At 69.1% G+C, this 26,080-nt stretch carries 24 protein-coding genes and 1 pseudogene; 14 read left to right on the forward strand and 11 right to left on the reverse strand.

Annotation, left to right across the window (positions count from 1 at the left end):
• Positions 1-13: 13 nt before the first annotated feature.
• Positions 14-931: an ACP S-malonyltransferase gene (locus OO69_RS45405; protein WP_033286876.1), complete on the reverse strand. Its 918-nt coding sequence runs from the start codon at positions 929-931 to the stop codon at positions 14-16.
• An 89-nt stretch (positions 932-1,020) separates the two neighbouring features.
• Positions 1,021-2,226 (reverse strand): fatty acid biosynthesis transcriptional regulator FasR, encoded by a 1,206-nt coding sequence (fasR, locus tag OO69_RS45410; RefSeq protein ID WP_033286877.1) that lies wholly within the window; start codon positions 2,224-2,226, stop codon positions 1,021-1,023.
• A 272-nt stretch (positions 2,227-2,498) separates the two neighbouring features.
• On the opposite strand from fasR, the gene OO69_RS45415 reads away from it, so the two are divergent.
• Entirely contained in the window at positions 2,499-3,152 is a 654-nt protein-coding gene (locus tag OO69_RS45415) for a pirin family protein (RefSeq protein WP_033286925.1), read from the forward strand.
• A gap of 25 nt (positions 3,153-3,177) precedes the next feature.
• Here OO69_RS45415 and OO69_RS45420 read toward each other — a convergent pair whose 3' ends face one another.
• Entirely contained in the window at positions 3,178-4,008 is an 831-nt protein-coding gene (locus OO69_RS45420) for a serine hydrolase domain-containing protein (RefSeq protein WP_033286878.1), read from the reverse strand.
• A 19-nt stretch (positions 4,009-4,027) separates the two neighbouring features.
• Positions 4,028-4,495, reverse strand: a complete 468-nt coding sequence (locus OO69_RS45425) for a GNAT family N-acetyltransferase (protein WP_033286879.1) — start codon at positions 4,493-4,495, stop codon at positions 4,028-4,030.
• A gap of 97 nt (positions 4,496-4,592) precedes the next feature.
• Here OO69_RS45425 and OO69_RS45430 point away from each other — a divergent pair, with 97 nt between their 5' ends.
• Together OO69_RS45430 and OO69_RS45435 are read left to right on the forward strand one after the other, a co-directional pair.
• A complete protein-coding gene (locus tag OO69_RS45430) occupies positions 4,593-5,057 on the forward strand; it encodes a MerR family transcriptional regulator (protein WP_033286880.1) in 465 nt (154 codons plus the stop codon).
• Positions 5,054-6,070, forward strand: a complete 1,017-nt coding sequence (locus OO69_RS45435; protein WP_033286881.1) for an aldo/keto reductase — start codon at positions 5,054-5,056, stop codon at positions 6,068-6,070. Before OO69_RS45430 ends, OO69_RS45435 begins: the two co-directional genes overlap by 4 nt.
• 124 nt (positions 6,071-6,194) lie before the next feature.
• Here the strand turns inward: OO69_RS45435 and OO69_RS45440 are convergent, their stop codons facing one another.
• From OO69_RS45440 to OO69_RS45450, 3 genes are all read right to left on the reverse strand, one after another.
• Positions 6,195-7,040, reverse strand: coding sequence for a DUF4429 domain-containing protein (locus OO69_RS45440; protein ID WP_033286882.1), 846 nt, complete (start codon positions 7,038-7,040; stop codon positions 6,195-6,197).
• A 58-nt stretch (positions 7,041-7,098) separates the two neighbouring features.
• The gene (locus OO69_RS45445) at positions 7,099-8,331 is read right to left on the reverse strand and encodes an alpha/beta hydrolase (RefSeq protein WP_033286883.1); all 1,233 of its coding nucleotides are present in this window, start codon (positions 8,329-8,331) and stop codon (positions 7,099-7,101) included.
• Positions 8,332-8,424: 93 nt separating this feature from the next.
• Positions 8,425-9,060: a TetR family transcriptional regulator gene (locus OO69_RS45450; protein WP_033286884.1), complete on the reverse strand. Its 636-nt coding sequence runs from the start codon at positions 9,058-9,060 to the stop codon at positions 8,425-8,427.
• 83 nt (positions 9,061-9,143) lie between these two features.
• Here OO69_RS45450 and OO69_RS45455 point away from each other — a divergent pair, with 83 nt between their 5' ends.
• Together OO69_RS45455 and OO69_RS45460 are read left to right on the forward strand one after the other, a co-directional pair.
• The gene (locus OO69_RS45455; protein WP_033286885.1) at positions 9,144-10,763 is read left to right on the forward strand and encodes an MFS transporter; all 1,620 of its coding nucleotides are present in this window, start codon (positions 9,144-9,146) and stop codon (positions 10,761-10,763) included.
• Positions 10,764-11,008: 245 nt separating this feature from the next.
• Complete coding sequence (locus OO69_RS45460) at positions 11,009-11,296, forward strand: DUF4190 domain-containing protein (protein WP_033286886.1); 288 nt, start codon at positions 11,009-11,011, stop codon at positions 11,294-11,296.
• A gap of 179 nt (positions 11,297-11,475) precedes the next feature.
• On the opposite strand, the gene OO69_RS45465 is transcribed toward OO69_RS45460, so the two are convergent.
• Both OO69_RS45465 and aceE read right to left on the reverse strand, forming a co-directional pair.
• Complete coding sequence (locus tag OO69_RS45465) at positions 11,476-12,300, reverse strand: potassium channel family protein (protein ID WP_051801758.1); 825 nt, start codon at positions 12,298-12,300, stop codon at positions 11,476-11,478.
• A gap of 110 nt (positions 12,301-12,410) precedes the next feature.
• On the reverse strand, positions 12,411-15,158 hold the full coding sequence (aceE, locus tag OO69_RS45470; protein WP_033286887.1) for a pyruvate dehydrogenase (acetyl-transferring), homodimeric type: 2,748 nt from the start codon (positions 15,156-15,158) through the stop codon (positions 12,411-12,413).
• 381 nt (positions 15,159-15,539) lie between these two features.
• Between aceE and OO69_RS45475 the strand changes: the two genes are divergently transcribed.
• From OO69_RS45475 to OO69_RS45500, 6 genes and pseudogenes are all read left to right on the forward strand, one after another.
• A complete protein-coding gene (locus OO69_RS45475; RefSeq protein ID WP_019060358.1) occupies positions 15,540-15,977 on the forward strand; it encodes a DUF3052 domain-containing protein in 438 nt (145 codons plus the stop codon).
• A gap of 138 nt (positions 15,978-16,115) precedes the next feature.
• Positions 16,116-16,574, forward strand: a complete 459-nt coding sequence (locus OO69_RS45480) for a peroxiredoxin (RefSeq protein ID WP_026150930.1) — start codon at positions 16,116-16,118, stop codon at positions 16,572-16,574.
• A gap of 113 nt (positions 16,575-16,687) precedes the next feature.
• Positions 16,688-17,263, forward strand: coding sequence for a TerD family protein (locus OO69_RS45485; RefSeq protein ID WP_019060360.1), 576 nt, complete (start codon positions 16,688-16,690; stop codon positions 17,261-17,263).
• A 161-nt stretch (positions 17,264-17,424) separates the two neighbouring features.
• A complete protein-coding gene (locus OO69_RS45490; RefSeq protein WP_033286888.1) occupies positions 17,425-18,000 on the forward strand; it encodes a TerD family protein in 576 nt (191 codons plus the stop codon).
• A 153-nt stretch (positions 18,001-18,153) separates the two neighbouring features.
• Positions 18,154-19,054 (forward strand): annotated as a pseudogene (locus OO69_RS49140) (DUF475 domain-containing protein).
• A 116-nt stretch (positions 19,055-19,170) separates the two neighbouring features.
• On the forward strand, positions 19,171-19,905 hold the full coding sequence (locus tag OO69_RS45500) for a TerD family protein (protein WP_033286889.1): 735 nt from the start codon (positions 19,171-19,173) through the stop codon (positions 19,903-19,905).
• Between the two features lie 75 nt (positions 19,906-19,980).
• Here OO69_RS45500 and OO69_RS45505 read toward each other — a convergent pair whose 3' ends face one another.
• Entirely contained in the window at positions 19,981-20,754 is a 774-nt protein-coding gene (locus OO69_RS45505) for a TerD family protein (protein WP_033286890.1), read from the reverse strand.
• Positions 20,755-20,930: 176 nt separating this feature from the next.
• Here OO69_RS45505 and OO69_RS45510 point away from each other — a divergent pair, with 176 nt between their 5' ends.
• From OO69_RS45510 to OO69_RS45520, 3 genes are read left to right on the forward strand one after another with little or no spacing between them, the layout of a single operon-like run.
• Positions 20,931-22,097, forward strand: coding sequence for an HpcH/HpaI aldolase/citrate lyase family protein (locus OO69_RS45510; RefSeq protein ID WP_033286891.1), 1,167 nt, complete (start codon positions 20,931-20,933; stop codon positions 22,095-22,097).
• 14 nt (positions 22,098-22,111) lie between these two features.
• Positions 22,112-24,739: a phosphoribosyltransferase gene (locus OO69_RS45515; protein WP_033286892.1), complete on the forward strand. Its 2,628-nt coding sequence runs from the start codon at positions 22,112-22,114 to the stop codon at positions 24,737-24,739.
• Entirely contained in the window at positions 24,739-25,554 is an 816-nt protein-coding gene (locus OO69_RS45520) for a hypothetical protein (RefSeq protein ID WP_033286893.1), read from the forward strand. Before OO69_RS45515 ends, OO69_RS45520 begins: the two co-directional genes overlap by 1 nt.
• Positions 25,555-25,634: 80 nt before the next feature.
• On the opposite strand, the gene OO69_RS51005 is transcribed toward OO69_RS45520, so the two are convergent.
• Entirely contained in the window at positions 25,635-25,847 is a 213-nt protein-coding gene (locus tag OO69_RS51005) for an FmdB family zinc ribbon protein (RefSeq protein ID WP_033286894.1), read from the reverse strand.
• Positions 25,848-26,080 lie beyond the last annotated feature (233 nt).

Consider the following 26,080-nt stretch of genomic DNA (forward strand, 5'->3'; position numbering starts at 1 on the left):
TACGGCTCCTTCTTCAGGCGTTGGCGTGCTCGGCGATGAGCTCGCGGGCCGCGTCGAGGTCGTCCGGGGTCTTCAGGGCCAGCGTCTTGACGCCGGGCAGGGCGCGCTTGGCGAGGCCGGTCAGGGTGCCGCCGGGGCACACCTCCACGAGCGCGGTGACGCCCAGCTCCTTGAAGGTCTCCATGCACAGGTCCCAGCGGACCGGGTTGGCGACCTGGCCGACCAGCCGCTCTAGCACCTCGGCGCCGGTGGCGATGGCCTGGCCGTCCTTGTTCGAGACGTACGTGATCGTCGGGTCACCCGGCGTCAGTTCCTGCGCGGCCTTGGCGAGCGTGTCGACCGCCGGGGCCATGTGCCGCGTGTGGAACGCGCCGGCCACCTTCAGCGCTACGACCCGTCGCACGCCCTCGGGCTTGTCGGCCTCCAGGGCGGCGAGCTGCTCCAGCGTGCCGGCGGCCACGATCTGGCCCGCGCCGTTCACGTTCGCCGGGGTCAGGCCCAGCTTCTCCAGGTGCGCGACCGTCGTGTCCGGGTCGCCGCCGAGCAGCGCGGACATCCCGGTCGGGGTGATCGCGGCGGCCTCGGCCATCGCCAGACCGCGCTTGCGTACGAGGGCCAGGGCGGCCGTGTCGTCCAGGACGCCCGCGAGGACGGCGGCGGTGAACTCGCCGACGCTGTGACCGGCGACGGCACCCGGTGACACCTCGCCGAGGGCGGCCGCGGAGACCAGTCCGGCGGCGACGAGCAGCGGCTGGGCGACGGCGGTGTCACGGATCTCGTCCGCGTCGGCGTCCGTGCCGTAGTGCACCAGGTCGAGGTCGGCGGCGGCCGAGAGGGCACGCAGACGGTCCCCGACACCGGGGAGGTCGAGCCAGGGGGTCAGGAAGCCGGGCGTCTGGGCGCCCTGGCCGGGAGCGACGAGTACGAGCACTCTCACACTCTCTCTTGGGGACGGGCACGGCCGCCCGTGGGGACAGGGACGAAGAACGGGAAGGGGTTTTGTGGAGCCCCGACAAAAGGCTAGTTCTGGGGATCTCCATCGGCCAGACGCCCCAGGATCAGCGCGATCCGCAGCGTGAACGCGGAGCGTACATCCGACGGCGACCAGCCGGTGACGTCAGTCACACGTCGAAGCCGGTAGCGCACGGTGTTGGGATGGACGAACAGCATCCGCGCGGCACCCTCGAGGCTACTCGCCTGCTCCAGATAGACACTGAGCGTTTCCAGGAGCGCGGACCCGGCCTCCTCCAGCGGTCTGTAGATCTCCTCCACCAACTGGTCCCGGGCGCTGGGGTCACCGGCCATCGCGCGTTCCGGAAGCAGGTCGTCCGCCAGTACCGGGCGCGGGGCGTCCTGCCAGGCGGAGCACGCCTTGAGCCCGGCGGCGGCGGCCTGCGCGGAGCGGGTGGCGGCGAGCAGGTCGGGCACGATGGGGCCGGCGACGACGGGTCCGGCGGCATACGGCCCGATCAGCGACTTGGCGACGGCGAGCGGGTTGTCGCTCCCGCCGGCGATGACGACGAGCCGGTCGCCGAGCACGCCGGTGAGCACCTGGAGCTTGGCATGCCGGGCGGCGCGCCGAATCGCCTCGACGGTCAGCTCACTGTCCCCGTCGGGCGCGGTGCCGAGGACGACGCAGACGTGCTCGGGCGAGTTCCACCCGAGCGCGGCGGCCCGGGATACGGCCCCCTCGTCGGCCTCCCCACTCAGCACGGCGTTGACGACGAGGGACTCCAGCCGGGCGTCCCACGCGCCGCGGGCCTCGGCGGCCTGCGCGTACACCTGGGCGGTGGCGAAGGCGATCTCCCGGGCGTAGACGAGGAGCGCCTCGCGGAGTACGGACTCGTCGCCGGGGGCGGCGACTTCGTCGATGGCGGACTCCATGACCTCGATGGTCGTCCGCACCATCTCGACGGTCTGGCGGAGGGTAATAGCGCGGGTCAGTTCACGGGGAGCGGTCCCGAACACGTCGGTGGAGATGGCCTGCGGCGCGTCCGGATGCCGGAACCACTCGGTGAACGCGGCGATACCGGCCTGCGCGACCAGCCCGATCCAGGAACGGTTCTCCGGTGGCATCGCCCGGTACCACGGCAGCGTCTCGTCCATGCGCGCGATGGCCTGGGCGGCGAGACTCCCGGACGACTGCTCCAGCCGCTTCAGAGTCGCCGGGTGCGAGTGGGCACGGGGTGCGGGGCCTGCGGGTCTGCTGGTTTCGGGTTCGGGCACGGAACAAGACTGCCTTATCCGGACGGGGGTGTGCGGTGGGGGTGGCTGCGCCGGTGTTGGGAAGGTGCTGCGTAGGTGGGCCGGTGTTGGTCAGGCGTCGGCGATATGTGCCGGTGTTGGTCAGGCACCGTGCGCGCACCTCTTTTGGTTCGGTCGCCTTCGGGGCGCCGGGAGCCGGTGTCGAGAGCCCCACCGTGCTCGGCGCTGCGCGCCTCCGCGCGCTGGGGCTCTCGACACCGGCGCGCCCCTACGGCTCCCTCTCGGCCGTCGTGATGGACGTACGGCGCTCCACCGAGCGCTACCCAGGGGGTGACCCGCAGGCCGGGATTCAGTCGTGGCATGCCTTTTCCTTCGGGCCGCACTACGACCCGGACAACCTCCGCTTCGGCGCGATCATCGCCTGCAACGAGGAGCGACTCGCCCCCGGCGCCGGGTTCGACGAACACCCGCACAGCCACACCGAGATCATCACCTGGGTCGTGGAAGGGGAGTTGAGCCACCGGGACTCCGCGGGGCACCTGACGCGGGTCCGGCCCGGTGATGTTCAGCGGCTCGGTTCGGGGGCCGGGGTGCGGCATGTCGAGCGGAACGACGGCGACTCGCCCCTGACCTTCGTGCAGATGTGGCTCGCCCCGCTGGAACCCGGTGGTGAACCGTCGTACGGGATCGTGCACGGCATCGCCGACTCCACGCCGTACGCGGTGCCGGAGGCGGGGGCCATGCTGCACGTGCGCCGGCTCGCACCCGGTGAGTTGACCGCCGTACCGGATGCCGTGCATGTGTATGTGCATGTGGTGCGGGGTGAAGTGAGCCTGGGTGGGGAGGAGTTGGGGCCGGGGGATGCGGCTCGGATCACGGACGCGCGGGATCTGGTGGCCCAGGCTGCGGCGACCGGGGGCGAGTTGCTGATGTGGGAGATGACCTAGCGCCGGAGAGCCGGGCCAACGCCCGTCAGTGTTCGGAGAGTTCGGCCAGTACCGCGTCCGTGAACGGGGGCCACGCCTCCACCGCCCACGGCCCGAACGGCCGGTCCGTCAGGGCCACGCCGCCCACGCCCGCCGCCGGGTCGATCCACAGGAACGTACCGGACTGACCGAAGTGCCCGAACGTGCGGGGCGAGGACGAACTGCCCGTCCAGTGCGGGGACTTGGAGTCGCGGATCTCGAAGCCGAGGCCCCAGTCGTTGGGGTTCTGGTGGCCGTAGCCCGGGAGGACGCCCTTCGTACCGGGGTACTGGACCGTCATCGCCTCGGCGACCGTGCGGGGGTCGAGGAGGCGGGGGGCCTGGAGTTCGGCGGCGAAGCGGAGGAGGTCCTCGACCGTCGAAACGCCGTCCTTCGCCGGGGAGTTGGCGCCTTCCAGCGTCGTCGACGTCATGCCCAGGGGAGCGAGGACCGCCTGGTGCAGGTACTCCGCGAACGGGATCTCCGTCGCCTTCGCGAGGTGGTCGCCGAGCTGCTCGAAGCCGGCGTTCGAGTAGAGGCGCCGCTGTCCCGGCGGAGCCGTCACGCGATGTTCGTCGAAGGCCAGCCCCGAGGTGTGGGCGAGGAGATGGCGGACCGTGGAGCCCGGCGGGCCCGCCGGTTCGTCCAGCTCGATCGCGCCCTCCTCGTACGCGATGAGCGCGGCGTACGCCGCGAGCGGCTTGGTGACCGACGCGAGCGGGAAACGGTGGCCGGTCGGGCCGTGGGTCCCTAGGACGGTCCCGTCGGCTCGTACGGCACCCGCCGCCGCGGTCGGTACCGGCCAGTTCTCGATCAGCGCGAGGCTCTGCAAGGACATGCCGTCGAGCGTAAGTGGTTCAGAGCATGAGCCCCATCATGGGGTCCGGCTTGCGGGTGAAGCCGAGGGAGGCGTAGAGCGGCTCGGCGTCGGGGGAGGCGGTGAGGAGCACCTGGCCCGCGCCGCGCTCGCGGAACCACTGGAGCAGCTCCTCCATGCACACGCGCGCGTACCCCCGGCGCCGCGCGTCCGGGTCGGTGGCCACACTGAAGACGAACCCGGCCTTCCCGTGCGGGTTCCCCGCCTTCCCGATCCGGTAGTCCACCGTGCCGACGACCAGGGCAGCCAGCGACCCCGGCCGCTCCGGATGGTCCACGACGAACGCCCCGAAGTCCTCGTCCGACGCGAGCCGTTCCCGCAGCGTCGGCAGCGACTCCGCGTGCCAGTCCGTGCCGGGGTCCGACCCGGGCAGCGCGTCGATCATCACCTGGCGCAGTCGCAGCAGTTCGGCGGCATCCTCGGGAGTTGCCCGTCGTACGAGACTCATGTCCCGCACGCTATCCACCGCACCCCTGACCCGTCCCGTCGATTTCTTACCGGTTCCGCTTGCTTCGAGTGCACTCCAAGGCCATAGCGTGGTGGTCATGACGGTGATGGAGACCACGGGTACCAGTACCGACAGCTGCGCGGGTCCGCCGCAGGCCGAGCGGCGTCCGGACGGCGAGGACAGCTACACGATCAGCGAGGTCGTCGCCTTCACCGGCCTGACGGCACACACCCTGCGCTGGTACGAGCGCATCGGCCTGATGCCGCACATCGACCGCTCGCACACCGGCCAGCGCCGCTACAGCAACCGCGACCTCGACTGGCTCGACCTCGTCGGCAAGCTCCGCCTGACCGGGATGCCGGTCGCCGACATGGTCCGCTACGCCGAGCTGATGCGCGAGGGCGAGCACACCTACGGCGACCGTTTCGAACTCCTGGAATCGACCCGCAGGGACGTCATCGCCAGGATCGCCGAACTGCAGGACACCCTGGCCGTCCTCGACCGGAAGATCAACTTCTACGCCACGGCCGGCCGCGCCTACGAACAGGAGAAGGCAGGATGACCGACACCACGATCCCGACCGCACGGCTCGGCGCGGCCGGCCCCGAGGTCGGCGTCCAGGGCCTCGGCTGCATGGGCATGAGCTTCGCCTACGGCCCCTCGGACGCGAAGCAGTCGCAGGCCGCCCTGGACCGGGCGTTCGACCTGGGCGTGACCCTGTACGACACGGCGGACGCGTACGGCCAGGGAGAGAACGAGCGGTTCCTGTCGCCCTTCTTCAAGGCGCACCGCGACCAGCTCGTCATCGCCACCAAGTTCGCCCTGTCGATCCCGCCCGGCGAGCCCACCCGGCGCGTCATCCGCAACGACCGCCCCTACATCCGCCAGGCGGTCGAGGCGAGCCTGAAGCGCCTCGACATCGACGTCATCGACCTCTACTACATGCACCGCCGCGACCCGGCCGTCCCCATCGAGGACACCGTCGGCGCGATGGCGGAACTGGTGGCCGAGGGCAAGGTGAAGCACCTCGGCCTGAGCGAGGTCACGGGCGCGGAACTCCGGGCCGCCCACGCCGTCCACCCCATCGCCGCCGTCCAGTCGGAGTGGTCCCTCTTCAGCCGCGACGTCGAGATCAGCCTGGTGGGCGCGGCCGCCGACCTGGGCGCGGCGGTCGTACCGTACTCACCGCTGGGCCGAGGCTTCCTCACCGGCTCCTTCGCGAACGCCGACCAGGACCTGACAGAGGGCGACTACCGCCGCACCCAACCCCGCTTCACCGGCGAGAACGCGGCAGCCAACGCCACCCTCCTGGACCCGGTCCGCACGGTCGCCAAGGCGCATGGGGCTTCCCTCGGCCAGATCGCCCTGGCCTGGGTCCAACAGCGTTCCCAGGTCCACGGCCTCCCCGTGATCCCCATCCCGGGCACAACCAAGCCGGGCCGAGTGGAGGAGAACACAGCGGCAACAAGGATCATCCTCACGGACGAGGAGCTGTCCCTCCTGGAGCCCATCGCCGGCAAGGTGGCGGGCGACCGCTACGCGGACATGTCCTTCGCGTCATCGAGCAGGGAGTAGAAACACTTTCAGCTGAAGCGCCCCTTCTTTTAGGGGCGCGGGGCTGTGTCGATTTGCGGCTCCGCCGCGTGGGCGCGACCAGCCCCCACCGGCCCGCGGTCAAAAAACAACGAGCAGCCCCCAACTACAACTCCGCCAACAACTCAGCCTTCTTCACGGCGAATTCGTCATCCGTCACCAACCCCGCCTGATGCAACTCCCCGAGGTGACGAATCCGCTCAGCAATATCCGCCGGGTCACGACGCGCGGCCGGCACCACAACGCTGGGCCGCGCAGAGCGAACCGCCGCAAGCACAGCCCCCGCAAACGGCAACGACTCATGCACAGGCCCATACCCCAGCCCGAACACCACGGCGGCCGGATCCTGATCAACGGGCAGAAGCGACTCGGCCCCGCGCAACAGCCGTAGATGCCCCTCAAAGACTTCGGGCGACCGCCACTCGACACCATTCAGGTCGGCGATCGCGAAACTCTGGTCGCCGGCCTTCCACTTCGCGGACGACGCCCCGGTCCAGAACCACCGGAACGACACGGTCTTCCCGTCGAAGGACGCCTTCCCGTCGTACGCCTTGAACCGCAACGGCACCTCGGGCGCAGCCACCAGGAACCGCTCGGCAGGACCCTCCGGCTTAAGCCGCGCACGCAACTCGTCGGCGTAGTACTCGGCGAGCGTCTCGCGCTCGGCGGGCAGCACCAGCCGGTAGGGATCGCAGCTCTCCTTCAGCTGACCCGCGGCCGCCTCCATCAGCGGATCCGCACCGGGCCGGGGCACCGCGCGGAGCACGACCGTGCCGCGCCGGCCGGGCGCGAGCGTCACCGCCTCGATCGCCTCGAAGGGGATCCGGCGTTCACCGAGCGCCTGGAATAGCTTGGGTGTTCGAATACCACGTTCGTAGCGGATGACCACGGAGTCGGACTCGAACTCCCAGGCGGCATGAAATCCGGCCAGTACGTCACCCATGCGGCTCATCGTAGGCGGCACACGCTCCTCCGTCCCATCCCCGCGCAGACCGCACTTCCTGCTGTTTCTACGCGCGTCCGGCCGCCGAGGCGCCGGACAAACCCTCTCGGCAGGTGTCACCTTCGTGCGCGCACGTCACCGAGCGGTACGCGCCAACGCCGATGTCGGCGAAGTTGGTCAGGCTGTCGGTGCCCGTCGCGAAGTAACCGGTGTGACCCTCCGCGTCCTTGGCGGACAGCACGCGCGCGCCGAACGCGTTCGACACCGGGTCCTCGCCGTGCCCGAGGCCGCCGAGCTCCATGTACGGCACGTCCTGGATCCAGTCGTTCGCGTCCCGCATCGCCCACACCCGGGCACGTGTGTGCAGGTGGGCGGCGCTGGAGGTGCGCATCCCGGGGCTGCCCGCGACCGCGATGTCGGTCACCCGCGACGGCAGCTCGTGCGCGGCGACCCCGCACACCACCGAGCCGTAGCTGTGGCAGAACAGCGCGACCTGCGAGGTCCCGGGCAGCGCCCGCACCAGCGCGTTCAGCCGTACGGCGCCCGCCTCGGCGCGGCCCGCGGTGGCCGAGTCGATGCCGAGGCCGCCGGGGGAGGTGTAGTCGGCCCAGGCGATGACCGCCGTACGCACGCCCGTCGTGTCCGTCGCGGACTTCGCCGTGTTCTCGGCCGCGTACAGGTTCTTCGCCATGCCGACCGGTGCCGAGTAGTTCTTGTTCGTCTTCTGGAACGTGAGCAGGTCGGTGTCGACGCCGGGGACGATGACCGAGACGCGCTGCGCGGTGTCCAGGTCGCCGAAGACCTCGGCGATGCGGCCCGAACCCTCGGGGTCGAAGGCCAGGATGTGGCGGCCCTCGGTCATCAGCGCCTCGAAGCGGTGCATGAGGCGGCCCGCGTCCTGCTGGCCCAGTGGCGTGAGGCGGTTGTCGTGCATGCGCTTCTTCTCGACCTCGCGCTGCTGGTCGAGGGCGACGCGGTTGGCGCGGTAGCGCAGCGAGACCGGGGCGCCGTTCATGTTGCCGACCGCGAGCGGGTAGCGGTGCGCGAGGCGCGTCCGCTGCTGCGCGGTGAGCGAGGCGAAGAACCGGGCCAGCCGGGTCGGGGAGGCGTCCGGGTCGGGCAGCTCGCGCCCGTTGATGTGGCCGTGCTCCCACGCGGAGAGGGAGGCCTGGAGCGCCGTTTTCCCGGGGTGGCTGCGGACCGCGGTCCAACCGGTGGTCGCCAGCATCACGAACACCACGGCCAGCGCGGCCAGTGCGCGCCAGGCGTTCAGCGTGGGGGAGGAGTCGAAGGAAGTCACTGGGAGGACACACTAGGAGAACGAGAGGGTCTCGCGTTAACCGAGTGACGGGGATCACGTTTCAGTGGGGCGTGACGAGAAACTCAGTACGACTCACCCCGTGCGGCTCGTGCGCCAGTTCCCGGCGAGCGCGGGCCCGACCCCGTCCAGGTAGTCGGCGGTCAGCTCGCGCATCGCCTCGATGCTGAGGTCGTCGCCCGCGATCCACCTCCGCTCCACCACTCGCATCACCCCGCTGAACACGGCCACCACCAGCCGCGGCCGGGGATCGGTGTCCACGTCGAGCGCCTCACGCCGGGCGACGATCTGCGCCAGCTCCTCCTCCAGCTCCTGCGAGCGCCGCAGATGCGCGGCGAGCAGCGCGGGCGTCGACTCGATCACGCGGTAGGTGCGCATGTGCAGGTCCAGCGGTACGACCTCCTGGATCGCCTCGTTGATGGTGTCCCAGCTCTCCAGCACGGCCCGGCGCAGCGCCTCCAGCGGGGCCTCGTGCGGCGGGCGGGCGCGGACGGCCGTGACGAAGTGCGTCTCCGTGAGCCGGGGCACGAAGAACGCGGCCTCCTCCTTGCTCGCGAAGTAGCGGAAGAAGGTGCGCTGCGAGACGTCGACGGCCTCGGCGATCTCGTCGACCGTGGTCCGCTCGTACCCCTTCGTCGTGAACAGCTCCAGGGCGGCGCGCAGCAGCGCGTCCCGCGTACGCGCCTTCTTGCGCTCGCGCAACGTCTCCATGCTGTTCTCCTCGCGATTGTTGACAGTCGCCGACATCTGAACCTGTTTGTCAACTGTCAGCGACTGACATTAGCCTCGCACGTATGACTAGTCAGACCACCATCAGCGCGACGGGGCCGGGGGACAAGGCACCAGCCGCCCCGTCGGACCCGACGCCGTCCACGGGCCTGCGCGGCCACCCGTGGTTCACCCTCATAACCGTCGCCGTCGGCGTCATGATGGTGGCCCTCGACGGCACCATCGTCGCCATCGCCAACCCGGCCATCCAGAAGGACCTCGGCGCCAGCTTCGCCGACGTCCAGTGGATCACCAACGGCTACTTCCTCGCCCTCGCGGTCTCCCTCATCACCGCGGGCAAGCTCGGTGACCGCTTCGGCCACCGCCAGACCTTCCTGATCGGCGTGAGCGGCTTCGCCCTCGCGTCCGGCGCGATCGGGCTCTCGCACAGCATCGCGTTCGTCGTCACCTTCCGCGTGCTCCAGGGGCTGTTCGGCGCGCTGTTGATGCCGGCCGCGCTCGGTCTGCTGCGGGCCACCTTCCCGGCCGAGAAGCTCAACATGGCGATCGGCCTGTGGGGCATGGTCATCGGCGCCTCCACCGCGGGCGGCCCGATCCTCGGCGGTGTCCTCGTCGAGCACGTCAACTGGCAGTCGGTGTTCTTCATCAACGTGCCGGTCGGCGCCATCGCGCTGGTCCTCGGCCTGCTGATCCTCCGCGACCACCGCGCGGAGAACGCGCCGCGCTCCTTCGACATCCTGGGCATCGTGCTGCTCTCCGGCGCGATGTTCTGCCTCGTCTGGGCCCTCATCAAGGCGCCGACCTGGGGCTGGGGCTCCGGCACGACCTGGACGTTCCTCGCCGTGTCGGTGCTGGGCTTCGCCCTGTTCGCCTTCTGGGAGCAGAAGGTCGCGGAACCCCTCATCCCGCTGGGCCTGTTCCGCTCGGTCCCGCTGTCCGCGGGCGTGGTCCTCATGGTCCTGATGGCGATCGCCTTCATGGGCGGCCTGTTCTTCGTGACGTTCTATCTGCAGAACGTGCACGGTATGAGCCCGATCGACGCCGGTCTCCATCTCCTCCCGCTCACCGGGATGATGATCGTCGGCTCCCCGCTCGCCGGCGCCGCGATCACCAAGCTCGGCCCGCGCATCCCGCTGGCGGGAGGCATGGCGGCGACCGCGATCGCGATGTACGGCATGTCCACCCTCACCTCGAACACCGGCAGCGGCGTCATGTCGATCTGGTTCGCCCTGCTGGGCTTCGGCCTCGCCCCGGTGATGGTCGGCGCGACCGAGGTCATCGTGGGCAACGCGCCCATGGAGCTGTCCGGTGTCGCCGGCGGTCTCCAGCAGGCCGCGATGCAGATCGGCGGCAGCCTCGGTACGGCCGTCCTCGGCGCCGTGATGGCATCCCGCGTCGACAGCGACCTCGCCGGCAACTGGACGGACGCGGGCCTGCCCAAGCTCACCCAGCCCCAACTGGACGCGGCCGCCGAGGCGGTCCAGGTCGGCGTGGCCCCGATCGCCCCGAACACCCCGGAGACGATCGCCGCGAAGATCACGCAGGTCGCCCACGACACGTTCATCTCCGGCATGAGCCTGGCCTGCCTGGTCGCCGCCGGCGTGGCGGTGGTCGCGGTGTTCGTCGCGCTCCTGACCAAGCGCGGCGAGAACGCGGAGGCGGGCGCGGGCGCGGCCCACATCTGACCCTGATTCAGGCCGAGTTCGCCTATCAGGGTGACTCCGCTAAAGATTCCTGGCACCCGGCACGCGCCGCAGGTCACAGTGGGTCAAGTCCTCCGCAGGGCAGGGAGGACGGGGTGGTCTGCGGCGCGCTGCCGGAGGGGGGCAGCGCGCAAGCAGGCTTTTTTTGCGTGTACGCGGGTATCCGCTCGTCGTAACAGAAATTCGCCGCACCGGCCGAACCGGCCCGGACGCCCAGGGAGTTGACGATGACGGGCTTCGGCAACGGAACGCGCAGGAACCCCCGCTCGCCTGGCCGCATGGGGTCAGGGAGCAGGCCGGACCGCGCGACGCTCGCCATCATCGGCCTGGTCTGCGCGATCGCGGGCTTCTTCACCGCCGGGAACCTGGGAATCCTCCTCGGCCCGATCGCGGTGATCTGCGGCTGGCTGGCCATGGGCCGCAGATGGACGGGCTCCCGCCGGGTGATGGCGTTGGTGGCCCTGGTCCTGGGCGCGATCGACACGTTGGCGGCGGTGCTGTGGACGTTCTTCTGAGCGGGGGTTGAGCGGACCTGCTGCTGGGCGGAGGCCGAGTGGATGTTCGCCCGAGCCGGGGCGAGGCGGACCTTCTGCTGAGCCGAGGTTGAGCGGACGTTCGTCCGGGCCGAGCCCGAGTGGCGGTCGCCCTGTACGGAGACTGAGCGGAGAAGGTCACCGCCCCGCCTCGGAGGGGACTACCGCCCCGCCCCGGAGGGGACCGCTTCCGACGACCCGGAGGAGTCCGCCTCCGACGCCCCGGACAGGGCCGCCACCTCCGCCCCGGAGACATCCACCCGTACCCCCGACAACGCCGCCACCTCCGCCCGCAAGGCCCGCACCTCCTCCGCCAGCGCCTCGATCGCCAGGGTCTGACGCCGTTCCTCCACGTCGTCCTTCTCGAAGCGGGCGATGAACCACGTGGCGATGTTCGCGGTGACGACACCGAGCAGCGCGATGCCGGACAGCATCAGCCCGACGGCGATCATCCGCCCGAGCCCGGTGGTCGGCGCGTGGTCCCCGTACCCCACCGTCGTCATCGTGGTGAAGGACCACCACACGGCGTCACCCAGCGTCCGGATGTTCCCGTTGGGCGAGTCGCGTTCGACGGACAGGACCGCCAGCGAACCGAACATCAGCAGCCCGATCACCGCGCCGGCGACATACGTCGTCAGCTGGATCTGCGAGGCCATCCGGGCCCGGCGTCCGACGAGTATCAGCGTCGACACCATGCGCAGCAGCCGTAACGGCTGCAGTATCGGCAGCACGACCGCGCACAGGTCCATCCAGTGCGTCCGCACGAACCGCCGCCGGTCCCGGGACATCGCCAGCCGCATCAGATAGTCGGCGGCGAACGCCCCCCACACCACCCACTCGACCACCGTGCAGACCGTCGTCAGCCGGTGCCCGGCGGTCGAGTCCACGATCGGCACGGCATAGGCAACGGCAAACCCGACCGCGAGCGCCAGCAGCGGCCGCTGAGTCCGCTGCTCCCAACGAGCTTGTGCCGATGGTTCGTTCATGCCCGCATGTTAGGGCGGTGGGGGTGGACTGATGGGCTGCCCCGAAGGGGCCGCCCTCCAGGGGCGCGGGGAACTGCGCGACCAGCCCCCACGCACCCGCAGGCAAAAAACTACGCGTCTCCGCCAGCCGCACCCGGATCAGCCGAGGAAACATCCAGCAACTGGTACCGATCAACCGCCTGCTTCAACACAGACCGATCGACCTTCCCCTCCCGCGCCAACTCCGTCAGCACAGCCACCACAACCGACTGCGCGTCAATGTGGAAGAACCGCCGAGCCGCCCCGCGCGTGTCAGCGAACCCGAACCCATCAGCCCCCAACGACTGATACGTGCCCGGCACCCACCGCGAGATCTGGTCAGGAACCGACCGCATCCAGTCGGAAACAGCCACGAACGGCCCCTCCGCCCCGCTCAACTTCCGCGTGACATAAGGAACCCGCTGCTCCTCCTCCGGGTGAAGCAGATTGTGCCGCTCGACCTCGACCGCCTCGCGCCGCAGCTCGTTCCAGGAGGTCGCGGACCACACATCGGCCCGCACGTTCCACTCCTCGGCGAGAATCCGCTGAGCCTCAAGAGCCCACGGCACGGCAACCCCGGACGCCATGATCTGCGCCGGAACCGTCCCCGAAACCCCCTGACTGATCCGGTGGACGCCCTTGAGGATGCCCTCCACGTCCACATCGGACGGCTCGGCCGGGTGCTGGATCGGCTCGTTGTAGACGGTGAGGTAGTAGAAGACGTCCTCGCCGTGCGGGTGCTCCGCGTCCGAGCCGTACATCCGCCGCAGCCCGTCCTGCACGATGTACGCGATCTCGTACGAGTACGCCGGGTCGTAGGCGACACACCCCGGGTTGGTCGACGCCAGCAACTGCGAGTGTCCGTCCGCGTGTTGCAGACCCTCACCGGTCAGAGTCGTACGCCCAGCGGTCGCGCCGAGCACGAAACCGCGCGCCAACTGGTCGGCCATCTGCCAGAACTGGTCACCGGTGCGCTGGAAACCGAACATCGAGTAGAAGACGTAGACCGGGATGAGCGGCTCGCCGTGCGTCGCGTACGCCGAACCCGCCGCGATCAGCGAGGCCGTACAGCCCGCCTCGGAGATGCCGTCGTGCAGCATCTGCCCGGTCGGCGACTCCTTGTAGGCGAGCAGGAGTTCACGGTCCACCGACTCGTACTGCTGGCCCAGCGGGTTGTAGATCTTCGCGCTCGGGAAGAACGAGTCCATGCCGAACGTGCGGTACTCGTCCGGCGCGATCAGCACGAACCGCCGGCCGATCTCCTTGTCCCGCATGAGGTCCTTGAGCAGCCGTACGAACGCCATGGTAGTGGCGATCGACTGCTGGCCCGAACCCTTCTTCACACTCGCGTACGTCTTGTCCGCGGGCAGCGCCAGCGGCTTCGAGCGGACGACGCGGGTGGGGACGTAGCCGCCCAGCGCGTTGCGCCGGTCGTGCATGTACTGGATCTCCTCCGAGTTCCGGCCCGGGTGGAAGTACGGCGGCGCGCCGGACTCCAGCTCCTGGTCGGTGATCGGCAGGTGCAGCCGGTCGCGGAAGCCCTTGAGGTCGGCGACCGTCAGCTTCTTCATCTGGTGCGTGGCGTTGCGGCCCTCGAAGTTGGGGCCCAGCGTCCAGCCCTTGACCGTCTGGGCGAGGACGACGGTCGGCTGGCCCTGGTGCTGCTTGGCCGCCGCGAAGGCCGCGTAGACCTTCTGGTGGTCGTGTCCGCCGCGCCCCAGGTGCAGGATCTGGTCGTCGGTCATGTTCTCGACCATCGCGCGCAGCCGGTGGTCGTGCCCGAAGAAGTGCTCGCGGATGTACGCGCCGGTCTCCGTGGCGTACGTCTGGAACTGGCCGTCCGGCGTGGTGTTCAGCTGGTTCACCAGCACGCCGTCGCGGTCCTGGGCCAGCAGCGGGTCCCAGGTGCGGTCCCAGACCAGCTTGATGACGTTCCAGCCGGCGCCCCGGAACTGCGACTCCAGCTCCTGGATGATCTTGCCGTTGCCGCGCACCGGCCCGTCGAGCCGCTGCAGGTTGCAGTTGACGACGAAGGTCAGGTTGTCCAGGCCCTCGCGCGCCGCGATCGACAGCTGGCCGAGCGACTCCGGCTCGTCCATCTCGCCGTCGCCGAGGAACGCCCACACGTGCGACTTAGACGTGTCCGCGATCCCGCGCGCCGCCATGTAGCGGTTCATCCGCGCCTGGAAGATCGCGCCGAGCGGGCCCAGGCCCATCGACACGGTCGGGAACTCCCAGAAGTCCGGCATCGACCGCGGGTGCGGGTACGAGGACAGTCCGTACGGCGCCTTCGACTTCTCCTGGCGGAACGCGTCCAGCTGCTGCTCGCTGAGCCGGTCCAGGAGGAACGCGCGGGCGTAGATGCCCGGCGAGGCGTGCCCCTGGAAGAAGATCTGGTCGCCGCCGTCGCCCTGGTCCTTGCCCCGGAAGAAGTGGTTGAAGCCCACGTCGTAGAGCGAGGCGGAGGACGCGAACGTGGCGATGTGGCCGCCGACGCCGATGCCGGGACGCTGGGCGCGGGACACCATCACCGCGGCGTTCCAGCGGGTCGCGTTCAGGATCTTGCGCTCGATCTCCTCGTTGCCGGGGAAGAACGGCTCGTCCTTGGTGGCGATCGTGTTGACGTAGTCCGTGCTGCGCATCTCGGGCACGGCCACGCGCTTCTCGCGGGCCCGCTCGATCAGCCGGAGCATCAGATAGCGGGCCCGCTCACGGCCGCGCTGGTCCACGGCGGCGTCGAGCGAGTCGAGCCACTCCTGGGTCTCTTCGGGATCGAAGTCAGGAACCTGACTCGGAAGGCCGCCAATGATGATCGGATTGCGATCGGATCCGGAAGCCACGCTGTTCCTTACGTGTCAGAGGGGAAAACGTGTCAGAGGGGGGGAGGAGGAGGGGAGCTGCACCGTTCCCCATGGTCTACCGCAGGGCGGCAATCGTCATCTCTACCGTGAGGTAACCGTGACTCGTTTAGCAAAGTCATTCGAGTCGCGTACCCTCGGAGGGTTCTCAAACGTGCAAACCGGGCAGAACGCTGTGGTGTACGTCACCGGCGGCCGCGATAGCGTGCCTGGAGTTGCGGCGACACGGCCAGGATCGTCACCGTTTCGGCGTTCCGAATCGCCGGGTACTTGCGCGATCCGGCCCGTCCGTGTGGACTACGGCCAATGCTTCGCGCACGCGCGATGCTGGACATTCATCAAGACATGATCAGGAGGCAACCCGTGAGCGCGACCGCGGACCACGCGGAGGAGCGGACGAACCCTGCCGTCAGGCTGGGGTTCCAGCCCGAGCAGGTGGTCCAGGAGATCGGCTACGACGACGACGTAGACCAGGAACTCCGCGAGGCCATTGAAGAAGTCATCGGCAGCGACCTGGTGGACGAGGACTACGACGACGTCGCCGATGCCGTGGTGCTGTGGTTCCGCGACGAGGACGGCGACCTGACCGACGTGCTGGTGGACGCCATCTCGTACGTCGAGGAGGGCGGCTCGATCCTGCTGCTGACGCCGAAGACCGGCCGTGACGGCTACGTCGAGCCCAGCGACATCTCGGAAGCCGCCACGACCGCGGGCCTTTCCGCGGCCAAGAGCGTCAGCGTGGGCAAGGACTGGAGTGGCAGCCGGCTGGTGACGCCCAAGGCAGCCAAGTCCAAGAGGTAGTCGCCGGAGGTACCTCGATCGTTGAATCCCGGACGGGCTGGCCACGCCAGCCCGTCCGTCCGCATGCGGTGATCGCTGCGTAGGGTGGTCGCAGGGTGGACTCACCCGAACAGCCCCACCGAAGGGATGCAGGACGAGATGGCGATCCAGGTCGGCGACAAGGCCCCCGATTTCGAGCTCAAGGACAACCACGGCGCGACCGTGAAGCTGTCCGACTTCCGGGGCGACAAGAACGTGGTGCTGCTCTTCTACCCCTTCGCCTTCACCGGCGTCTGCACCGGCGAACTGTGCTCCCTGCGCGACAACCTGCCGCAGTTCACCGACCGCGACACCCAGCTCCTCGCGGTCTCGAACGACTCCATCCACACCCTGCGCGTCTTCGCCGAGCAGGAGGGCCTGGAGTACCCGCTGCTCTCCGACTTCTGGCCGCACGGCAACACTTCGCGCGCCTACGGCGTCTTCGACGAGGACAAGGGCTGCGCCGTGCGCGGGACCTTCGTCATCGACAAGGAGGGCGTCGTGCGCTGGACGGTCGTCAACGGCCTGCCGGACGCGCGGGACCTCAACGAGTACGTGAAGGCGCTCGACAGCCTGTGATTGTTAGGTTCCAGAGCCTGCGAGGGTCGGGAACCCGTCACTAGGATCGAGACGTTGATCCGATACCGACGCACTACGGGGCATCCCCGCCCCTGGACACCAATGGAGGACTCGTGGGAGTCAGCCTCAGCAAGGGCGGCAACGTATCACTGACCAAGGAGGCCCCGGGCCTGACCGCGGTCATCGTCGGTCTGGGGTGGGACGTCCGCACCACCACCGGCACCGACTTCGACCTCGACGCCAGCGCACTCCTGCTGAACAGCGCGGGCAAGGTCGCCAGTGACGCGAACTTCGTCTTCTTCAACAACCTCAAGAGCCCCGACGGCTCCGTCGAGCACACCGGTGACAACACCACCGGTGAGGGCGAGGGCGACGACGAGGCGATCAAGGTGAACCTCGCGGCGGTCCCGGCGGACGTCGACAAGATCACCTTCCCGGTCTCGATCTACGACGCCGAGAACCGCCAGCAGTCCTTCGGCCAGGTCCGCAACGCGTTCATCCGCGTGGTGAACCAGGCCGGCGGCGCCGAGATCGCCCGCTACGACCTCTCCGAGGACGCCTCGACCGAGACGGCCATGGTCTTCGGCGAGCTGTACCGCAACGGCGCGGAGTGGAAGTTCCGCGCCATCGGCCAGGGCTACGCCTCGGGCCTGCGCGGCATCGCCCAGGACTTCGGCGTCAACGTCTGACGTCCGGGCGTCTGCCGTACGGGCGTCCGGGGTACGGACGCCCGACGTACGGAGGCTTCACCGCCCGGGCGCCGCACGGTTCGCGTGCGGCGCCCGGGGGTCTCCCCTCCGGGGGAGTGCAGGACAACCAAAGAAGCATCGCCTCGGGGAGGACCAGCACTATGGGCGTCACGCTCGCCAAGGGGGGCAATGTCTCCCTGTCCAAGGCCGCACCGAACCTCACGAACGTCCTGATCGGCCTCGGCTGGGACGCACGCTCCACCACCGGAGCCGACTTCGACCTCGACGCCAGCGCGCTGCTGTGCAACGGCGGCCGGGTGCTGGGCGACGAGTGGTTCATCTTCTACAACCAGCTCACCAGCCCGGACGGTTCGGTGGAGCACACCGGCGACAACCTCACCGGTGAGGGCGAGGGTGACGACGAGTCGATCCTGGTCGACCTCGCCAAGGTGCCGGCCAACGTCGACAAGATCGTCTTCCCGGTCTCCATCCACGACGCCGACAACCGGGGCCAGACCTTCGGCCAGGTCAGCAACGCCTTCATCCGCGTGGTCAACCAGGCCGACGGCCAGGAGCTGGCCCGCTACGACCTCTCCGAGGACGCCTCGACCGAAACGGCCATGATCTTCGGCGAGCTCTACCGCTACCAGGGCGAGTGGAAGTTCAGGGCGGTCGGCCAGGGGTACGCGTCCGGGCTGCGGGGCATCGCCCTGGACTTCGGGGTCAACGTCTCGTAAAGGCGTTATCCACACCGGCTGTCCCGGTCGGCGGAGTCTCCCTCTAGACTCAGTGCTCGACGTCAAATTTTAAGTAAAGCCGAGTGCGGCGCGGGGGAAGACCCTCCCCCAGACTCCGTCTGGGGGAACCCCCAACACACGATTGGGTAGCCAGTGCTTCTGAAAACCTTCGGCTGGTCGTTCGCGGTCACCGCGCTCGGCCTTGTCGCAGCGGCGTTCTACGGGGGGTGGGAAGCCTTCGGCATCGTGGCGATCCTGGCCGTCCTGGAGATCTCGCTGTCCTTCGACAACGCGGTGGTCAACGCCGGGATCCTGAAGAAGATGTCCGCCTTCTGGCAGAAGATCTTCCTCACCATCGGTGTCCTGATCGCCGTCTTCGGCATGCGGCTGGTGTTCCCCGTCGTCATCGTCGCGGTCACCGCCAAGATCGGCCCGATCGACGCGGTCGACCTCGCGCTCAACAACAAGGACCACTACCAGCAGCTGGTCACCGACGCCCACCCGGCGATCGCGGCCTTCGGCGGCATGTTCTTGCTGATGATCTTCCTCGACTTCATCTTCGAGGATCGCGACATCCAGTGGCTGCGCTGGATCGAGCGCCCGCTCGCCAAGCTCGGCAAGGTCGACATGCTGTCGGTCTGCATCGCGCTGATCGTCCTGCTGATCACCTCGTTCACCTTCGCGGCCCACGCCCACCAGCACGGCGGCGCGCACGCGGACAAGGCGCAGACGGTCCTGATCGCCGGTATCTCCGGCCTGATCACGTACATGATCGTCGGCGGACTCTCCGGCTACTTCGAGGACAAGCTCGAGGAAGAGGAGGAGCGGCGACTACGTCTACCTGGAGCACGGCGCGCACTACGCGATCGGCGCCCTGGCCGTGATCCTCATGGTCACCATCCAGTACCAGATCAACGAGGTCATCACCGGCCTGGTCGGCGTCGTACTGATCGGCTGGTCCTTCTGGTCCTCGGTCCGCAGGAACAAGGCCCTCGCGGAAGCCGAGGGAAAAGCAGGCTCGGACGAGAAGACTGAGGTCCCGTCCGGGGTGTGACAAGCTCCCTGGTAAGGGAACGCTTCTGTTCGGGGCGGCCGTCGAGGACATGTCCTCTGTCTGGCCGCCCCGACGGCTTTGTCATACGCAGTGTGGACGCGAACGTGGGGGCGGGAATGGGCTTCTTCGACGGAATCTGGCGGCGCGAGGCCGACTTCGACTCGGGCAGCGCGGCCAGCAACGCGATCGAACTGACCAAACGGCACCACCAGGTCTCGCTCACCAAGCAGGGCGCGGCCACCGGCAACCTCCGCGTCAACCTCACCTGGCGGATGCGGACCTCCGACATAGGCGGCCTCCAGCGCGACAGCCTCCTGCGCCACCCCTTCAAGGCGCTGAAGCCCCCGGAGGTCATGGGTCACAGCCAGAGCATGGTCAACGTGGACCTCGACCTCGGCTGCCTCTACGAACTGATGGACGGCACCAAGGGCGTCGTCCAGCCCCTCGGCGGCCTCCTGGGAGACGTCAACTCACCCCCGTACGTGAAGCTCAGCGGCGACGACCGCTTCGGCTCCGCGTCCGGCGAGACGATGTACGTCAACCTCGACCACCGCGACCAGATCAAGCGCCTCCTGGTCTTCGTCTACATCTACGACCAGACCCCCGCCTTCGACCGCACCCACGCGATCGTCACCCTCTACCCCAGCAACGGCCCCCGCATCGAGATAGGCCTCGACGAACGCCACCCCCAGGCCCGCTCCTGCGCGGTCGTAATGATCGAGAACGTCAAGGGGGAACTGGTCGTCCGCCGAGAGGTGAAGTTCGTCTACGGCTTCCAGGCGGAGCTGGACCGGTTGTACGGGTGGGGCCTGCAGTGGGGGCGGGGTTACAAGACAAAGGTGGAGCGATAGCTCCCCTTCAGGGGCGCGGGGAACTGCGCGACAAGCCCCCACCGGGCCCGCGCCCAAAAGACAACGCACCCACTCTCAGATGAACTGCGGCCCCTGCGGCGGCAAACGGAAGTCCGGATCCGGCGCGGTAGCAACAGGCACCGGCTGCGGATACCCGTACGTCCCCGCCGGCGCCGTCTGCGGATACCCGTACGCCGGCTGAGTCGCCGGCTCCTCGGACGGGGGGTACCCGTACCCGGACTGCACCGGAACCGCCGGAGGCAACGGCTGCGAGACCTCGGGAACGGCCCCCGCAGCCACCCCCTCCGACTCGTCCACCGTGATCCCGAAGTCCATCGCCAACCCACGCAACCCGTTGGCGTACCCCTCACCCAGCGCCCGGAACTTCCACCCGTCCCCCCGCCGGTACAGCTCCCCGCAGATCAGCGCGGTCTCCTCACCGGTCTCCGGCTTGATGTCGAAATACAGCAGCGGCTCACCCTCGGCGACACCCGCGTCGTACAGCAGGATGCGCAGCCCTTGTACGCGGTCGAAGGTGTTGTCCTCCGCCGAAGCGACCACCAGAATCCGGCTGACTTCGGGCTCGACACCGGCGAGATCTGTCTGGATCGTGTCGGTAGGCCCCTCCGCGACACGCTTCTTGCCGAGCCACCAGACCTTCCCGGAGGGGTGCCGGGGCTGGTTGTAGAAGACGAAGTCCTCGTCGGAACGCACCTGACCGGCGGGGCCGAGGAGCAGCGCGGAGGCATCCACGTCCGGGACCCCCTGCCCGGGGGTCCAGCGCAGCACGGCACGTACCGTGGTGGCTTCCAGCGGGACGTTCGACCCCTTCAGCATCGCGTGCGTCATGCGGTCATCCTGCCCTCTCGGTCCTGGTCACGACAACGTGGGGGTTCGGACACCGACACGGCCGAGTTACCTGAAGTTCATGCCGGGCGGGAACCCCTGACATGGGTTTGTACGTACTATTACCGGCCACCTATCGAAAACAATCACGAACCACAACGTCACCACGGGGGAGCTTTATGCGTCATTTCGGGCACATTGCCCCTGAGGTACGGCAGCGTCTCTTCTTCCAGGAGCCGTGCGAGTTCGACGCGGACTCCCCGGCCCGGCTGCTCGCCGCGGCCCTGGGCGCCACGCTCTACAGCCCGGCCACCCGCCCCCACCTCGCCGACGACATCGTCAAGCTGGCGGGCCGCGGCGTCGTGTCGATGGTGCTGTGCCTGGAGGACTCGATCGGCGACGAGGACGTACCCGCCGCCGAGGAGAACCTGGTCCAGCAGTTCACCGAGCTGGCCGCCCGCCCGGACACCGAGCTTCCGCTGCTGTTCATCCGGGTCCGCGTGCCCGACCAGATCCCCGATCTCGTACGCCGCATGGGTCCCGCCGTGGAACTGCTCTCCGGTTTCGTGATGCCGAAGTTCACCGAGGAGAGCGGCACGCCCTTCCTGGAGGCGCTGGCCGCGGCGGAGGCGGCGAGCGGGCACCGGCTGTTCGGCATGCCGGTCCTGGAATCGCCCGAGCTGCTGTACCGCGAGTCGCGCGTGGAGACCCTGGAGGGCATCTCCCGCGCGGTCGACAAGTACCGCGACCGCGTCCTCGCCCTGCGCCTCGGCGTGACGGACTTCTGCTCCTCCTACGGCCTGCGCCGCGCCTCCGACATGACGGCCTACGACGTCCAGATCGTCGCCAACGTGATCGGTGACGTGGTGAACATGCTGGGCCGCGCCGACGGCACCGGCTTCACCGTGACCGGCCCGGTGTGGGAGTACTTCCGGGTCCAGGAGCGCATGTTCAAGCCGCAGCTGCGCCGCAGCCCCTTCCTGGAGGGCCAGGCGGAGGAGCTGCGCGAGGCGCTGATCGAGCACGCGATGGACGGCCTGCTGCGCGAGATCGCTCTCGACCAGGCCAACGGGCTGCTGGGCAAGACCTGCATCCACCCCACCCACGTGCTGCCCGTGCACGCGCTGTCCGTGGTCAGCCACGAGGAGTTCTGCGACGCGCAGGACATCCTGCGGCCGGAGCGGGGCGGCGGGGGAGTGCTGCGCTCGGCGTACACGAACAAGATGAACGAGGTGAAGCCGCACCGCGCCTGGGCCGAGCGGACGATGCTGCGCGCCGAGATCTTCGGGGTCGCACGCGAGGACGTCGGCTTCGTGGAGCTGCTCGCCGCCGGAATCCCCGGCTGAATCGCAAGGGACGTATGAACAAGGCAGTGAACGACGGGGTCTGGTCGGGCAGTTGGGTCGCGGAGCGGCTCGGTGTCGAACTGCTCGGCGACCCCGAGCTGACCAACCTCCTGGGCCTGGCCCTCCGCCGCAACCCCAAGCGGGCCCACCTCCTCGTGTCGAACGTACTGGGCAAGCACGTCCCCCAGTCCCCATCGATCGTCTACGGCTACGGCTTCACCCTGGGCCGCCGGGTCCGCGAACTCCTCGGCACCGAGGAATCCGCCCGTGCGGTGGTCCTCGGCTACGCGGAGACGGCGACGGGCCTGGGCCACGCGGTCGCCGACGGCATCGCGGTCGCCCCCTACCTCCACTCGACCCGCCGCCCGGTCCCCGGCGTCGCCACGGCAGGCGGCTTCGAGGAGTCCCACTCCCACGCGACGTCCCACCTGCTCCTCCCCGAGAACCCCGAACTCCTTTCGGGCGACGGCCCGTTGGTCCTGGTGGACGACGAGTTCTCCACGGGCAACACGGTCCTGAACACGATCCGCGACCTGCACGAGCGCTATCCGCGGGACCGGTACGTGGTCGTCGCCCTGGTGGACATGCGCTCGGCGGCGGACGCGGGTCGTTTGGACGAGTTCGCGGCGGAGATCGGCGCGAGGGTGGACTTGGTGGCGGCTGCGTCCGGCACGGTTCGCCTGCCGGCGGGGGTGCTGGAAAAGGGCCAGGAGTTGGTGGCGAGGTACGAAGCGGGTAGTCAGTCGTCTGCAGCGCCGTCCGGGCTGGTCGCGCAGTTCCCCGCGCCCCTGAAAGACGAAGACGAGTCGGGGGGTGCCGGGGCAGGTGGTTCGTCGTCTGCTGCGCCGTCTGGGCTGGTCGCGCAGTTCCCCGCGCCCCTAAAAGCCGACCTGGACGCTGACCCCCCAGGGGCGCGGGGAACTGCGCGACCAGCCCCCACCGGCCCGCACCCGACCCACAACCGAATCACCCGAGTCGAACTCCGCTGGCCCAGAGACCTCCCCGACGGCGGAAGGCACGGCTTCACCCCCCAGCACCGAATACGGCTCGAACGCGCCCTCCCCGCAATGGCGGCCCGCCTGGCCGAGGCACTGCCACAAGACGCCCACCGCGTGCACATCCTCGGGTTCGAAGAGCTGATGTACGCCCCCCTCCGCCTCGCCCGCGAGCTGGAACAGGTCGTGGACGCCGGCGTCACCTACTCCACCACCACCCGCTCACCCGTCCTTGCGGTGGACGACCCGGGCTACGCGATACGAACCCGCCTCACCTTCCCGGCCCACGACACCCCCGCCGACGGCCCGGGCGACCGCTACGCCTACAACATCGCCGGCGCCGGTTTCGACGCGGTCGTCGCCGTGATCGACGACACCGCCGACACCCCCGAACTCCACGCCCCGGACGGCCTGTTGGCGAGGCTCGCCGAACACACCCCGCACGTCGTCCTCGCGGTAGTGCCCTCGTACGTCCCCGAAAGGCCCCCCATGCTCCCCGACCCCCTCCGCGGCCCCGCCTTCTCCTCGTACGCGCCGGAAGAGGTCGGCTGGCTGCTCCAGGACCTCTCGGACGTGACCCTGGAGGCGCCGACCGAGGAGCGCGAGGAGGCCATCCAGAGCGGCGGAGCCCACTACGCGGAGTCGCTCCCGGTGGAGTACCAGCCGAGCGAGCAGTACCAGCAGCTCTTCCACACCGCCCTGGACGAGGCCGCCGACCGCCTCGCACTGGCCGTAGGGGCAGTCACCGAACTCGTCCTCGCCGAGCGCTCCCCGCACCCCGTCCTCGTCTCGCTCGCCCGAGCCGGCACCCCCGTAGGCGTCCTGATGCGCCGCTGGGCCCAGTACCGCCACGGCCTCGACCTCCCGCACTACGCCGTGTCGATCGTGCGCGGCCGCGGCATCGACGCCAACGCGCTCCGCTGGCTCGCCGCCCACCACGACCCCGCCGACGTCGTGTTCGTCGACGGCTGGACCGGCAAGGGCGCCATCACCCGCGAACTCACCGACGCGGTCAGGGAGTTCGAGGAGTCCGACGGCATCACCGGCTTCGACCCGGAGATCGCGGTGCTCGCCGACCCCGGTTCCTGCGTCAAGACGTACGGCACCCGCGAGGACTTCCTCATCCCCTCCGCGTGCCTCAACTCGACCGTGTCGGGCCTGATTTCACGTACGGTCCTCCGCTCGGACCTGGTCGGCCCGCACGACTTCCACGGCGCGAAGTTCTACCGCGAACTCGCCGGAGCCGATGTCTCCGTGGACTTCCTGGACGCCGTGGCCGCCCGCTTCCCGGAGGTGTCGGACGCCGTGACCGTCCTCGCCAAGGAACTGCTCGCCGCCGACCGCACCCCAACGTGGGAGGGCTGGGCGGCAGTTGAGCGGATCAGCGAGGAGTACGGCATCCACGACGTGAACCTCGTCAAGCCAGGCGTCGGCGAGACCACCCGGGTGCTGCTGCGCCGGGTGCCCTGGAAGATCCTCGCGCGAGCCGGTGCGGGCGCCGACCTCGACCACGTCAGACTGCTCGCCGAGCAGCGGGGCGTACCCGTCGAGGAGGTCGCCGAACTGCCGTACACCTGCGTGGGATTGATCCACCCCAAGTACACGCGCGGTGCGACCGGCGCCGACGGCAAGGCGGTGGCGGTCTGATGCCGGTACTCGTCACGAGCGACCTCGACCGTACGCTCATCTACTCCGCCGCAGCCCTCGCCCTCACGATGCCGGACGCGCGGGCGCCCCGGCTCCTCTGCGTCGAGGTGCACGAGAGCAAGCCGCTGTCCTTCATGACGGAGACGTCGGCCGAACTGCTTACCCAACTCGGTGACGCGGCCGTCTTCGTCCCGACCACCACCCGCACCCGCAAGCAGTACCAGCGCATCAACCTGCCCGGCCCGGAACCAAAGTTCGCGATCTGCGCCAACGGCGGCCACCTCCTCGTCGACGGCGTCACAGACGAGGACTGGCACGCCGGGGTACAGGCGAAGCTGGCCGCCGAGTGCGCGCCCCTGGAGGAGGTCCGGCAGCACCTGGCCGACTCCGCCGACCCGGCCTGGGTCCGCAAGCACCGCATCGCCGAGGACCTCTTCGCCTACCTCGTCGTAGAGCGCGACCTGCTCCCCGAGGAGTGGGTGAAGGAACTGGCGGTCTGGGCGGAGAACCGAGGCTGGACGGTGTCGTTGCAGGGCCGCAAGATCTACGCGGTCCCCAAGCCCCTCACCAAGAGCGCGGCGATGCGAGAGGTGGCCCACCGCACCAACGCCACCGTGACCCTGGCAGCCGGCGACTCCCTACTGGACGCCGACCTCCTCCTGGCCGCCGACAAGTCCTGGCGCCCCGGCCACGGCGAACTGGCAGACGAGTCCTGGACGGCCCCCAACGTCACAGCCCTACCCGAGCGAGGAGTCCTGGCAGGAGAACGGATCCTCCAGGAGTTCCTGAGAGCGGCCCACCCACCAACCCCCTAGGGGCAACCCCCAGGGGCGCGGGGAACTGCGCGACCAGCCCCCACGCACCCGCAGTCAACAACGCACCGCACAGGCTTTGCCTAGCCGCAGCACCCTCCACCACAACAACCGCCCCCTCCGCCCGCTCCAGGCGAGGGGGCGGACGCCGCACCGCCCACGGCAACGGCAGACAGCAGCTTCACCGTGTCGCCGTGCCCCGCGGGGCAATCGGCCGGCGCGGACGACTCCGCCATGGGCCGACTCAGTTCGAACGTAGATCCGCACGTGCGGCAGCGGTACTCGTAGCGAGGCATGGCCTCAGGCTAACCCCCACCTCACATGAGTACGGCACCTTGTTTTTTCATGAAGGTTTCGGCTGTGTCCTGTTCTGTCGTTTTCTTATATGGAGAACTTGCGAAGACCACTGGTAATTTGAGGGCGCCGCGTGATCTGTGAGGCCGGGGGGAACCGGGATTTGCAGTCGTGTTCACGGCAACCATTTCAGACCCTCGTACGTCAATGCGTCTGCCTGTGCGAGCAATACGGA

Origin of the sequence: Streptomyces sp. NRRL F-525 (assembly GCF_000716605.1) — a bacterium.
Taxonomy (GTDB): Bacteria; Actinomycetota; Actinomycetes; order Streptomycetales; family Streptomycetaceae; genus Streptomyces.

What these genes read in the sequence shown, in the direction of transcription:
- OO69_RS45415 (WP_033286925.1), top strand. Translation starts at nt 2,499, where the DNA reads ATGGACGTACGGCGCTCCACCGAGCGCTACCCAGGGGGTGACCCGCAG.
- OO69_RS45420 (WP_033286878.1), bottom strand. Translation starts at nt 4,008, where the DNA reads ATGTCCTTGCAGAGCCTCGCGCTGATCGAGAACTGGCCGGTACCGACC.
- OO69_RS45425 (WP_033286879.1), bottom strand. Translation starts at nt 4,495, where the DNA reads ATGAGTCTCGTACGACGGGCAACTCCCGAGGATGCCGCCGAACTGCTG.
- OO69_RS45430 (WP_033286880.1), top strand. Translation starts at nt 4,593, where the DNA reads ATGACGGTGATGGAGACCACGGGTACCAGTACCGACAGCTGCGCGGGT.
- OO69_RS45435 (WP_033286881.1), top strand. Translation starts at nt 5,054, where the DNA reads ATGACCGACACCACGATCCCGACCGCACGGCTCGGCGCGGCCGGCCCC.
- OO69_RS45440 (WP_033286882.1), bottom strand. Translation starts at nt 7,040, where the DNA reads ATGAGCCGCATGGGTGACGTACTGGCCGGATTTCATGCCGCCTGGGAG.
- OO69_RS45450 (WP_033286884.1), bottom strand. Translation starts at nt 9,060, where the DNA reads ATGGAGACGTTGCGCGAGCGCAAGAAGGCGCGTACGCGGGACGCGCTG.
- OO69_RS45455 (WP_033286885.1), top strand. Translation starts at nt 9,144, where the DNA reads ATGACTAGTCAGACCACCATCAGCGCGACGGGGCCGGGGGACAAGGCA.
- OO69_RS45460 (WP_033286886.1), top strand. Translation starts at nt 11,009, where the DNA reads ATGACGGGCTTCGGCAACGGAACGCGCAGGAACCCCCGCTCGCCTGGC.
- OO69_RS45465 (WP_051801758.1), bottom strand. Translation starts at nt 12,300, where the DNA reads ATGAACGAACCATCGGCACAAGCTCGTTGGGAGCAGCGGACTCAGCGG.
- OO69_RS45480 (WP_026150930.1), top strand. Translation starts at nt 16,116, where the DNA reads ATGGCGATCCAGGTCGGCGACAAGGCCCCCGATTTCGAGCTCAAGGAC.
- OO69_RS45490 (WP_033286888.1), top strand. Translation starts at nt 17,425, where the DNA reads ATGGGCGTCACGCTCGCCAAGGGGGGCAATGTCTCCCTGTCCAAGGCC.
- OO69_RS45500 (WP_033286889.1), top strand. Translation starts at nt 19,171, where the DNA reads ATGGGCTTCTTCGACGGAATCTGGCGGCGCGAGGCCGACTTCGACTCG.
- OO69_RS45505 (WP_033286890.1), bottom strand. Translation starts at nt 20,754, where the DNA reads ATGACGCACGCGATGCTGAAGGGGTCGAACGTCCCGCTGGAAGCCACC.
- OO69_RS45510 (WP_033286891.1), top strand. Translation starts at nt 20,931, where the DNA reads ATGCGTCATTTCGGGCACATTGCCCCTGAGGTACGGCAGCGTCTCTTC.
- OO69_RS45515 (WP_033286892.1), top strand. Translation starts at nt 22,112, where the DNA reads ATGAACAAGGCAGTGAACGACGGGGTCTGGTCGGGCAGTTGGGTCGCG.
- OO69_RS45520 (WP_033286893.1), top strand. Translation starts at nt 24,739, where the DNA reads ATGCCGGTACTCGTCACGAGCGACCTCGACCGTACGCTCATCTACTCC.
- OO69_RS51005 (WP_033286894.1), bottom strand. Translation starts at nt 25,847, where the DNA reads ATGCCTCGCTACGAGTACCGCTGCCGCACGTGCGGATCTACGTTCGAA.